11 protein-coding genes, 2 tRNA genes and 1 pseudogene are annotated in these 11,391 nt (G+C 57.4%); 5 read left to right on the forward strand and 9 right to left on the reverse strand.

Annotated features, from left to right (window positions below; genetic code table 11):
• Positions 1-310, forward strand: a pseudogene (locus ACWISF_RS05935) (transposase); the annotation flags it as partial.
• A 241-nt stretch (positions 311-551) separates the two neighbouring features.
• Here the strand turns inward: ACWISF_RS05935 and ACWISF_RS05940 are convergent.
• Positions 552-625 (reverse strand) — tRNA-Pro (locus tag ACWISF_RS05940).
• Between the two features lie 96 nt (positions 626-721).
• Between ACWISF_RS05940 and trxB the strand changes: the two genes are divergently transcribed.
• Positions 722-2,095: a thioredoxin-disulfide reductase gene (trxB, locus tag ACWISF_RS05945; protein ID WP_448380675.1), complete on the forward strand. Its 1,374-nt coding sequence runs from the start codon at positions 722-724 to the stop codon at positions 2,093-2,095.
• Between the two features lie 31 nt (positions 2,096-2,126).
• A complete protein-coding gene (locus ACWISF_RS05950) occupies positions 2,127-2,693 on the forward strand; it encodes a hypothetical protein (RefSeq protein ID WP_448380676.1) in 567 nt (188 codons plus the stop codon).
• A gap of 6 nt (positions 2,694-2,699) precedes the next feature.
• On the opposite strand, the gene ACWISF_RS05955 is transcribed toward ACWISF_RS05950, so the two are convergent.
• Positions 2,700-3,566: an alpha/beta fold hydrolase gene (locus ACWISF_RS05955; RefSeq protein WP_448380677.1), complete on the reverse strand. Its 867-nt coding sequence runs from the start codon at positions 3,564-3,566 to the stop codon at positions 2,700-2,702.
• Between the two features lie 319 nt (positions 3,567-3,885).
• Between ACWISF_RS05955 and ACWISF_RS05960 the strand changes: the two genes are divergently transcribed.
• On the forward strand, positions 3,886-4,230 hold the full coding sequence (locus tag ACWISF_RS05960; RefSeq protein ID WP_448380678.1) for a late competence development ComFB family protein: 345 nt from the start codon (positions 3,886-3,888) through the stop codon (positions 4,228-4,230).
• On the opposite strand, the gene ACWISF_RS05965 is transcribed toward ACWISF_RS05960, so the two are convergent.
• Positions 4,227-6,437 (reverse strand): RelA/SpoT family protein, encoded by a 2,211-nt coding sequence (locus ACWISF_RS05965; RefSeq protein WP_448380679.1) that lies wholly within the window; start codon positions 6,435-6,437, stop codon positions 4,227-4,229. The genes ACWISF_RS05960 and ACWISF_RS05965 overlap by 4 nt on opposite strands.
• Positions 6,438-6,476: 39 nt before the next feature.
• Positions 6,477-6,755 carry a DUF3493 domain-containing protein gene (locus ACWISF_RS05970; protein ID WP_448380680.1) on the reverse strand — a complete coding sequence of 93 codons (279 nt, stop codon included), beginning with the start codon at positions 6,753-6,755 and terminating at the stop codon, positions 6,477-6,479.
• Between the two features lie 46 nt (positions 6,756-6,801).
• Between ACWISF_RS05970 and ACWISF_RS05975 the strand changes: the two genes are divergently transcribed.
• Positions 6,802-6,873, forward strand: a tRNA-Thr gene (locus ACWISF_RS05975).
• Here ACWISF_RS05975 and ACWISF_RS05980 read toward each other — a convergent pair.
• The 5 genes from ACWISF_RS05980 to ACWISF_RS06000 form a co-directional block, all read right to left on the reverse strand.
• Positions 6,855-7,523, reverse strand: a complete 669-nt coding sequence (locus ACWISF_RS05980) for a pentapeptide repeat-containing protein (protein ID WP_448380681.1) — start codon at positions 7,521-7,523, stop codon at positions 6,855-6,857. The genes ACWISF_RS05975 and ACWISF_RS05980 overlap by 19 nt on opposite strands.
• A complete protein-coding gene (locus ACWISF_RS05985) occupies positions 7,499-8,596 on the reverse strand; it encodes a metallophosphoesterase family protein (RefSeq protein ID WP_448380682.1) in 1,098 nt (365 codons plus the stop codon). The genes ACWISF_RS05980 and ACWISF_RS05985 overlap by 25 nt, the downstream gene beginning before the upstream one ends.
• 88 nt (positions 8,597-8,684) lie before the next feature.
• Entirely contained in the window at positions 8,685-10,457 is a 1,773-nt protein-coding gene (locus tag ACWISF_RS05990) for a cation:proton antiporter (RefSeq protein ID WP_448380683.1), read from the reverse strand.
• 84 nt (positions 10,458-10,541) lie between these two features.
• Positions 10,542-11,054 (reverse strand): type ISP restriction/modification enzyme, encoded by a 513-nt coding sequence (locus ACWISF_RS05995; protein ID WP_448380685.1) that lies wholly within the window; start codon positions 11,052-11,054, stop codon positions 10,542-10,544.
• A gap of 35 nt (positions 11,055-11,089) precedes the next feature.
• On the reverse strand, positions 11,090-11,391 hold a 302-nt coding region (locus ACWISF_RS06000; RefSeq protein ID WP_448380684.1), incomplete at its 5' end, for a transposase.

Below are 11,391 nucleotides of genomic sequence, written 5' to 3' on the forward strand. Positions count from 1 at the left end.
GGATTTCATTGCTCCCATGCTATTTAATGGTAGTTTAGATGCGGTGACTTTTGAGAGATGGTTAGAGGTGCATTGATTGCCGGCATTGACGAGACTATCAGTGTTAATTTTAGATAACGCACCGATTCATCGTCAGAAACGCATTCGCGAGTTAGTGGAGGGGGCGGGGTATATCGTGTTGCTTTTGCCAACTTATTCCCCAGACCTCAATGCTATTGAGCATGACTTTAGCACATTAAAAAGATTGTGGATGTATGCTCCTCCTAGCACCACCATTGATGAAGTCATTCGTAATTATTGCACCAGTTAGTGTCGCATTCTAAACCGAAATGACTACCGTAAACTACATCTGACTAAAGTCGGAGGCTTCTCGTAGCCCTGCCGTTGTTTTCGCAACCGCGGACCTCTGGGTTGGTTTACCACCACCCCAAGCGCCGGTTACCCGTGCCTTATCAAGCCGTTTCTGGTGTCCGCAAAACTAACCCATAGCAAGTTGCTGAAGGGGCTTTCCTGCCTACATCCAGCCTTCGTGAAATCGCTTGTAACGCTTATCGGAGCGGCGGGATTTGAACCCACGACCCCCACTACCCCAAAGTGGTGCGCTACCAAGCTGCGCTACGCCCCGAAACCGGCTTCCCTATCATAACCTAAATCCCTCCCTTGTCGCCCGCCTCTCCCTCCCTTATACTGTTATTCATAGTCGTTATGAGTTTGGATTAGCATGGAGACCCCAAAGGTGGAGAATGTGGTGATTATTGGTTCGGGGCCGGCGGGTTACACGGCGGCGATTTATGCCGGGCGGGCCAATCTCAAGCCGGTGGTGTTTACGGGGGTGGCGCGGGGTGGGCCAGCGGGCGGCCAGTTGATGACCACGACGGAGGTGGAAAATTTCCCCGGTTTTCCGGAGGGGATAACCGGGCCGGAGTTGATGGAGCGGATGCGGGCACAGGCGGTGCGCTGGGGGGCAGAGTTGGTCCCGGAGGATGTGGTGGCGGTGGATTTGCAGCAGCGGCCTTTTGTCTTGCGTTCGGCGGAGCGGGAGGTGCGTACCCATGCGGTGATTATTGCGACGGGGGCGACGGCGAAACGGTTGCATTTGCCCTCGGAGGAGAAGTTCTGGAATCTGGGGATTTCTGCCTGTGCCATTTGCGATGGGGCCTCCCCCCTATTTCGCGGCGTGGATGTGGCGGTCGTCGGTGGGGGCGATACGGCCTGCGAAGAGGCGGTTTATCTGACGAAGTTTGCGCGCCATGTGCATCTGTTGGTGCGTTCCGAGCGGATGCGGGCAAGTAAAACCATGCAGGAGCGGGTGTTGCGCCACCCCAAAATTACGGTGCATTGGCAGACGGAGGCGGTGGATGTGTACGGCCATGACCGGTTGCAAGGGGTGCGGGTGAGACGGAAACCCACCCAGCAGGAAGAGGATTTGCCGGTGGGCGGGTTGTTTTACGCCATTGGGCACACCCCGAATACGGATTTGTTCCAGGGGCAGTTGGCCTTGGATGCGGCGGGTTACATCATCACCCAGCCGGGGACGGTGGCCACAAGCGTACCGGGGGTGTTTGCCTGTGGGGATGTGCAGGACCACGAGTATCGGCAGGCGGTGACGGCGGCAGGCACAGGCTGTATGGCGGCGCTGGCGGCGGAACGGTGGTTGGTGGCGCAAGAGTTGGTGCAGGAATTTGCCAGTGCCCCAGCGGCCCCAACGGCGGCGTCGGTAACCCCAGCGGTTCCCCCGCCCCCGGCGGCCTTTGACCCCCACCAGCCGATTCACACGGGGAGCTATGCCCTGCGCAAGCTCTACCACGAAACCGACAGGCCCCTGTTGGTGATGTACAAGGCGCCCGGCTGTGGCCCCTGCCGTTCCTTAAAGCCCATCCTGGAAAAATTGGCCCAGGAATTGCGCGACCGGATGTACCTGGTGGTGATTGATATTGAAGAGGACCCGGAGATTGCCCAGGCAGCGGGCATCACCGGCACCCCCACAGTACAGCTATTCCACCGCAAACAGCGGCTGCAGGAATGGCGGGGGGTCAAACCCAAAAGCACCTACCGGGAGGCCATTGAACAGTGCTGGGCGGCGGCCTCAGGGTAAGATACAAGGGGGTGTACCAGGAGCAAGGGACATGGCCACAACCCTGACGGAGATCGCCGGTTATTTGGACCAGGTGGGGTGGGTTTACGAGGTGAAAACGGCCGAACAGCGAATTCTGACCCGCGTCAAGGGAACCTATTTGGACTCCCTGTTCCTGGTGATGCAACTGGAGGAGGAGGGAGAATTTTTCAAGCTCTATGCGCCCCAGGTGCTCAGCGGGTTAAAAGAACACCCCCACCGGGCCGCCGCTTTGCAGACCCTATTGACCATTTCCTGGGAAACCAAGATGGTGCAGTGGGAATACGACCCCAGCGACGGGGAAGTGCGCGCCATCATTGAATTTCCGCTGGAGGATGCCCCCCTGACCGCACGCCAGTTTTGGCGCTGTGTCCACGGCCTGGTACGCATTGTGGATGAAAAGGCCGTTCCCCGCCTGCAACAAACTCTGGCAACCGGCGAGGACCCCGGCGATGAGGAAAACGACGAACGGTTTTTGCTGGAATTTGAACGGCATTTGCCAGGGGTCGCCGAACGGATTTACCGGGCCGTCAGTCGTCGCAAACAACGGCTGCTCCAACCGCCGCTGCACGAAGAGTAAACAACTTCAGCCCGCCAACCAAGCCAACAACAAGGGATTGACCAACTCCGGCGCCTCATCCTGGGGACAATGCCCCACCCCCGGCAGACTGACAAATGCTTGCACCTGGGAAAATTGCGCTGCCAAGGCGCGCCCCAACGCCACCGGCTCCCAGGGGTCACATTCCCCCCAAATCATCCCCACCGGACAGCTCACCTGGGGCAATAAATCCTCCAGCAACGGCCCATCGCTATAGCGGACAAAAGCCAAAAACACCTGCGCTGCCCCCGGATGTTGGGAAGGTTCATACAATGTACGAATCAAATCCTCGGTAATGGCTGCCGGGCGGGCATAGGCTTGCCGGAGAATGCGGCGAATGACTTGGGGTTGCGCCAACCGGTGGAAAAACCAGCGGCCAAACGGCTCCCAGCCCAGCAACTTTTGGAACAAAGGCGCCCCCCACCGCCGATACCAGGGCAACTGTCCCCGTTTGCGCCGGTGCAGCAACCGCAACGAAGGATTGATCAGCACGACCCGTGTGACCCAGGCGGGCGCCAAGACCGCCGCCTGCAACGCCACAATCCCCCCAATCGAATTGCCCACCACTGCCGCTGGCGCCCCCACCACGCCCTGGATAAAATCGGCGACCAACGCCCCCCAGGTTTCAAACGTGTAGGCCACGCCCGCTCCCGGCGTTGGTTTTGCCGACCCGCCAAACCCCAACAAATCCAGGGCAAACACCCGCTGCCGTTCCCCCAAAACATCGAAATTGCGCCGCCAATGGTCGCTAGAAGCCCCAAACCCATGCACCAACACCACCGGCGCCCCCTGGCTGCCCGCCTGCTGGTAACGAATCCCGTAACCCCGCCAGTCAAACCGCCCGACCGCCGCCATGCCCCGCCTTGTCAACTATTCGTAACCTTCCATCTGAAGTTTACTAAATAAATTTGTTTTTATGTAAATCGCGGGTTAACCCCAGTGGTGACGGCGCTACGGAATTTCTTTGTACATACATTCGCAGTCAGGCAGTCCTAGGTCGGGGTTGTCCGTAGGGGGGCAAAGGCAGCGTTACTCCCCATTGGTGGGGGTTAGCCGTCGCTGGCCTTGGGCGTTTCCCGGCAGTGGTGTGTGAAATTTTTTAACACACTCTTTATACCTATGCCAGGATGAAAGCAAGGGGCACAACCCCGAACCCAATGTGCAGGTACCAGTCATGACCAAGACCATGGTAAACCTGAATGAGCAATTAATCATCAGCGAAGTGGAGGCGGTGCTGGACAACTATCCCCATCATCCCTACCAGCAGGCGTTTGCGATTCCCGAATTGCGGCAGGAGTTGGTGGCCTACGTGCTCAACCGCTTGCCGGGTGCGGGGATGTATGTGACCGAGGCAACAAGCTGGTCCCTGCAACGTTCCTGCACAGCGCGCCGCTTAGAGATTGAGAAATTGCTCCATCAGGGGATTCAGGAAATTCTCCAGCAGCGGGGGGATTGGATCAGCCACCACATTCCCCAAGTGGTTGAAGCCGGTCGGGAACCTTCCCACTGGTTCGGCTAAGGGGATGACTCCACCGCGGGCGCCGTCTGTCCCACCCGTTGCAGGTGCAGGACATCGCTGATTTTGCGGACGTGGCTGAGGGCGGTTTCCAACTGGGTCACATCCCGCACATCCACCCGCAGGGTAATCACCGCCGTTTGGTTGGCGTGGGTAGTCATGTGGACATCGCTGACGTTGATCCGCTGGTCGCTCAGACGGCTGAGGATGTCCTTGAGGACCCCCACCCGGTCAATCACCGTGACCTGGATCACTGCCGGGTAGGTTTGGTACTGCTGGTCGGTCGTGACCCCCGCCCAACTCACCGGTAGGAGCCGTTCGACGGGAATGGTTTTGAGGTTGGCACAGCCCTGGCGATGAATGGAAATGCCCCGCCCGCCCAAGGTGACCACGCCGATAATCGGTTCGCCCGGCAGCGGGTGGCAGCATTGGGCCAGATGGTGCGCCAGCCCATGCAATCCGGCCACCTCCCCGGTACGGGTGGATTTGCTTAGGGGGGGCAGTTCTGTCTCGGCCGCCGGCTCGGTTTCCTGGGTGCGCTGTTTGACCACCTCCTGCCAGCGGGCAATCACCTGGTTCAAACTCACTTCCCCGTACCCCAAGGCTGCCAGCAAATCCTCCACCTGGGCATAGTTGCACCGCTGCGCCACCGTGGCCATCACGTCCGATTTGAGCAGATTGTCCAGCCCCGTGCGCCCCAACTCCGCCTCCAGCAGGGCCTTCCCCTGGGCGATGTGGTCTTCCCGGTTGAGTTTTTTGTACCACTGGCGGATGCGATGCCGGGCCGTGTGGGTAACCACAAAATTCAGCCAATCTAAACTGGGGCGGGCATTTTCCCGCGTGAGAATGTCCACAATATCCCCATTGCGTAACGGCGTGTGCAACGGCACCAGCTTGCCATTGACCCGCGCCCCCCAACAGTGGTTGCCCACCTCCGTATGAATCCGGTAGGCAAAATCCACCGGCGTGGCCCCCGCCGTCAATTCCAGCACATCCCCCTTGGGCGTAAACACGTACACTTCCTGGTCAAAAAAGTTGTCTTTGACGTTATCTACGTATTCCTGGGCGTCCTTCAATTCCTGCTGCCATTCCAGCAACTGCCGCAACCAGGTAAACCGCTCATCCATCTTTTTGAGTTTCGCCCCGCTGCCTGCTTCCTTATATTTCCAATGGGCAGCAATGCCGTACTCGGCCACGTAGTGCATCGCCAGGGTGCGAATTTGCACCTCCAATGGCTTTCCCTGCGGCCCAATCACCACCGTATGCAGGGACTGGTAATTGTTGGGCTTGGGCAGGCCCACGTAATCCTTAAACCGCCCCGGCACCGGCGTAAACGTGTTGTGTACCACCGCCAAGGCCCGGTAACATTCATCAATCGTATTCACAATGATCCGCACGGCAGACACGTCCATAATTTCGTGGAATTCCTTTTGCTGCCGCTGCATTTTCTGGTAGATGCTGTATAGATGCTTGGGCCGCCCGGTGATTTCGTGAAACCCGATCCCCACTTCCGCCAAACGCGCCTTCAGTTGTGCCACCACCTGCTGAATTTGCTCTTCCCGCGCTGCCCGCTTTTCCATCACATACTGCTGCATCTGCCGATAGGCTTCCGGCTCCAAATACTTAAACGCCAAATCCTCCAACTCCCACTTAAACCGCCAAATGCCCAACCGGTTGGCCAAAGGGGCAAAAATATCCAACGTTTCGCGGGCAATCCGCACCTGCGCCTCCGGGGACAAATATTCCAGCGTGCGCATGTTGTGCAGCCGGTCGGCCAATTTCACCACAATCACCCGAATGTCCTGCGCCATCGCCAGAAACATCCGGCGAAAATTTTCTGCCTGCCGCTCCGTCTTGCTGGAAAAACTAAATTTCGACAGCTTGGTGACCCCCTCGACCAACCGGGTGACCTCCGGGCCAAACTCCTGGGTCAAGGTTTCAGCCGTCACCTGGGTATCTTCCAACACATCGTGCAAAAACCCGGCAGCCACCATCTGGGCATCCCCACCCAACTCCCACAGCAGCCCGGCTACCGCCACCGGATGCACAATGTAGTCTTCTCCTGATTTCCGTTTTTGTCCCCGGTGGAGCCGCTCAGCAAACGCAAACGCCTTGGTCATCAAGGCCGTATCCGGGGTGGGATGCCGCTGCAATTCCTGTAACCACGGCGGATAGTCAATGGATTGAGAAGTTGTCGCTACCGCATCCACGCCAACCAGCCGTCCCGATTCATTAAATTTGTGTAAATACTATTTTAACCGATTTCGCCGCAGTTGTTCCCGCTGGCGTTGACCATGGCGGCGTTCCCAGCGCCACAGCCAGACCATCGCAGCCAGTAGCCCTAGTTGCAACAGGAGGTTTACAAAAGTTCGCAAATTTGCCTCCCCCGCCAGCAGGTCCGTGGCAAAGATGAACGCCCCTACCCCTCCGGATAGGGCAAAGGCCAGATAGATAAACTGCCGCAGACCGCGGTAGGGAGCCTGGATTTCCGCCTGCCAGCGTATCCACCGCTCTTCGTCTCGATTCATGGCGCCGCCTGCTGCCCCGTTTTGATGATATTCTTATATCTTAAGTGCCGGTGTAGCTCAGCGGTAGAGCACTCGATTCGTAATCGAGCGGCCGTGAGTTCAAATCTCATCACCGGCTTGGGGGTTATCCCGCACCTGGCCATCGGGGAGAATGGTTTGGGAGAATTCCGCCCAGTCCAGCACTGCGGCGGTCATATCTGCCTGGTAGAAATTCGCCCCGGTCAAATTGGCGCCGCTGAGGTTGGCGCCCAGCAGATAGGCCCGTTGACAGCGGCTGTGGCTGAGGTCTGCCCCGCTCAAATCGGTGCCTGCCAAATTCGCCCCCACCAATTGGGTCTGGCGCAAATCCGCCCCGATCCCCACCGCCTCGCGCCAATTGGCGCCCTGACAACGCGCCTGGGGGAGCATGGCGCCGGTGAAATCCACCCCTTGCAGACAACTTTCGGCCAGGTCCGCTTCCGGCAAGCGCGCCCCCCCCAACTGCGCTCCGGTTAAATCCGCGCGCACCAAATCCGCCTGTTCAAACACCGCCCCCGTGAGGTTAGTCTGCCGCAAATTCGCCCCGCTGAGATTGGCCCGCTTGAACTTGGCGCCTGCCAAATTTGCCCCCTGGAACGTCACCCCCACCAAAATTCCCTCGCTAAAATCCACCCCCCGCAAATCCCGCGCCGACAGGTCCGCAAAACTCAAATTTACCCCCACAAACCGGCGGCGTCCCATTTCGTAGGCCGTCAATACATCCACTAGACTGGGGCGGGGCGGGAACATGGCAGACCCGTCGGCAAGGATAAAACCGCCTGGTTGTCCGGGGGTGGGCGGTCGCTACAGGCTTCTAGGAATTCCCGCACCGGCGAGGGCAAATCGGGCAGGTCAAACCGGGCATCCCCCCAGGCAATATCCGGCCAAACATGCCCCAAGCGGGGCGCCAACGCCTGCGCCTGTTCCCCAGGCAAATTGAAGGGGGGATGGGTGAGCAACTGCACCATAAATTGGGGCGAACGTTCCTCCATCCACCGCCGCGCCTCCTGGAGCAAATTGGGAGCCTCCGGCAGGGCCGTAATCCGCTCGGTGCGAATCGCCATCTGCCCCGCTTGCCAGGTCACATAGCGGTAGGCGTGGGGATAGCTCACTAAAGACCCGGTGGTGACATCAAAAAAACCATCCTCCTCGGCAATATCCTGCACGTGCAAATGCCCCGTAAACACCACATAAATCCCATGCTGCTTGAGCAACCGCTGCAACTTGTGCCGATGGTTCAGCAAATAGCGCTGCCCCAGAATACTGCGGGATTGATTGGGGATGTGTTCACAGACATTGTGATGCACCATGACCAAAATATGCGGCCAGGGACGGCTGGCCAAAAGCTGTTCCAGCCAACGCCATTGCTCCGGGTCAATCGCCCCGACCAATTCCCCCTGGGGCGTAAATTGGTTGGAATTTAATCCGATCAACCCCAAGCCCGGCATGATCTCCTGGGCATAATACAGTTGTTCCGTATCCCGATAGCCGTGCTGCCGGTAGTAGCCGGGAAAATCCGCCGCCGGGATTGCCTCCGGGTCGGGGGGAATATCGTGGTTGCCCGGAATCACATAACAGGGAAACGGCAGTTGCCCCAAACGCTTGGATAGCCAGGCGTGGTTGGCAGCTTCCCCGTGTTGCGTCAGGTCCCCCGGAATCAGGAGAAAATCCAAGGGTTGCCGGCTAAGGCGCGCCAAAACCGCTTCCAGAATGGGAATACTGTATTCCAGCCGGTGGAGCCGATGCGGATAAAAGCGGTAGGTGGCAGGCGTGGTGACATGGGGGTCACTCAAAACCGCAAAACGGCACACCAAATCACTCATAAGGTGCAAGCAAGAACCAACAGCGGCAGGGTCACTTGAGCATCATTCCTGAAATTAAGCATTTCGTCAGGATCATCCCCCTATTACTTTAACTTGCCGAGGACACAGGCGGAGACGTCAGCGGCAACAAACAAGCCGGTTCTACCAACTGCAAATCCTGGTAGCGGTGATTGCGAATGGCGGCCAATTCCAACTGAATCTGGTGTAAAGGCACCCCCAACTGAGCAAGCAGATGGCTACTCAACCCCAAACTGGCCTCAAAATCCGGGTGAATCACCTTGGTCGCCCCCAGCCGGTACAGTTCGTCAATGTGTTCTTTGCGGGGGGCACAGACGATCACCTCCAACTGGGGTGCCAACTGCAACGCCCGTTTCAGACACAGCCGGATACTGGCCAAATCGGGAATCGTCACCACCAACGCCCGCGCTTGCGGCAAATTCGCCCGCTGCAAAATTCCCCAAGACGCCGCATCCCCGCACAGGTAGGGCAAGCCCCGCGCCTGCGCCTGGGCAATGGCCTGCGCCGACTGTTCCAAAATCAATAGCGAACTGCCATGCGCCGCCACAATCTGCGCCACATCCTGGCCAATTTGCCCATACCCGGCAATCACTATATGCTCTCGAAAAATGGGGGCGACCGCCAGCGGTTGGGGAGGCAGCGCCAACTGCCACCGTTCCAGCATCCCCACCACCCCTTGCAACAGCACCGGGCTAACCACCAGGGTAATCGCCGTCGTCCCCACCACCAGCAAATAGATATGGCGAGAAATCAGCCCCAAGCCCTGCGCTGCCGTCGCCAGAATAAACGAAAACTCCCCAATTTGGCTCAGCCCACAGCCGACCAGCACCGCCGTCGGCCAGGAATAGCCAAACCAACGGGTCACCGGCACCACCACCGCCCATTTCCCCAGCATCACCAGCAACACCAACGCCCCAATCAACGGCGCATGGGTCAGGATGAATTTAGGGTCCATCAACATCCCGATACTGGCGAAAAACAACGCCCCAAACACATCCCGCAGGGACGCCACATCATCCAACGTCTGGTCTGCATATTCCACATCTGCAATCATCAGCCCGGCCACAAACGCCCCCATTTCACTAGACAACCCCAGCGCCTCCGAGAGCAGAGCAATTCCCACACACAGGCAAATGACCCCCAACAAAAACAGCTCCCGGCTTTCTTGCTGCGCCAAAAACCGCAACAAAGGCGGCACGCCCCAGCGTCCCAACGCCAGTGCTCCTGCCCCAAACCCCACCAATTTCAGCACCGCCAGTCCCACCGCCCAGCCCAAACCCTCACCCGGAGCAGCCAAAGCCGGGAGAATCGCCAACATCAGTCCCACCGCCAAATCCTGGACGATCAAAATCCCCAGCATCGCCTGCCCGGCCAGACTTTCCATTTGCCCGGTTGCTGCCAGAGACTTAAGCGCCACCGCCGTCGAAGACAGCGCCAGAATGCTTCCCAACACCACCCCCGCCAGCGGCGACAACCACCCGGTCAACGACACCACCGCCGCCGTCAACGCCACCGTCAGGCCCATCTGCAACAGCCCGCCCCCCAGGGCAATCCCCCCCACCCGGCGGAGCTTCCCCAGGGAAAATTCCACTCCCAGGGAAAACAACAGCAGCGTCACCCCCAACTGCGCCAGGGTTTCCACCTGCACCACTTCCCGAATCCCGGCCACCCCCCCCGGTCCGATCACCACCCCGGCAAGGATATAACCCAGTAACGGCGGCTGCTTGAGGTATCCCACCAGCAGTCCTCCGCCCAATGCCGTCGCCAGGACAATCAGCAGGTCAAGAATCAACCGTAAATCCCCTTGCACGGTCAGCCCATTCCAATCCTCCTTTTCCACCATAACGACTTTTCAGCAGAGACAGAAACCACTCCCTCACCGATCCAAATGACCTACAAACTTTGCACACCAAGAATTAGCAGGGCTTCAAACCCCAATTTTTGGTAAGTTATTTATAATCTTCACAGTTTCCACACTTACTCGCACAATTCGCTTGAGGAGATCAATAATATATCTGGGGTCGTCTGACCAATCGTTAGGGTCATTGCGAATACCACTATCCTTATCCACCGTAACCTGATAGCGTTCCATAATCCACTCGATCGCCGACCTACCGCAGACTGTGTATTGATACGCTTCAAGGGGAATGCCCACTAGCTTGACATTACTATTGTAAATGATTGTAGTTTTATCTACAGTTTTAGCATCTTTGGCAAATGTCATTTTACTGACACGATAAAAGGAGCGAGAATCTAAATTAAGCTGAGTTTGAACTTCTTCTAAGGGGTAGGGTTCGATCGTTTCATAATTGAGATGCCAGTGTGCTAATTCTCTGCCAGCCCTGCTAAATGCCCAAAAGTCCTGAGCAAAGGGAATGCGAGGCAGACTTTTTTTCAGGTCAGAAGCAAAACGGGTTTTGTATTCAGGGCTGTGGAGAATGCCATAAACTAGTCATTTCGGTTTAGAATGCGACACTAACTGGTGCAATAATTACGAATGATTTCATCAATGGTGGTGCCAGGAGGAGCATACATCCACAATCTTTTTAATGCGCTAAAGTCATGCTCAATATCATTGAGGTCTGGGGAATAAGTTGGCAAAAATAACACAATATGCCCTGCCACCTCCACTAACTCGCGAATCCGTTTCTTACGATGAATCGGTGCGTTATCTAAAATTAACACTGATAGTCTCGTCAATGCCGGTAATAGATGCACCTCTAACCATCTCTCAAAAGTCACCGCATCTAAACTACCATTAAATAGCATGGGAGCAA

Source organism: Gloeomargarita sp., assembly GCF_053491055.1.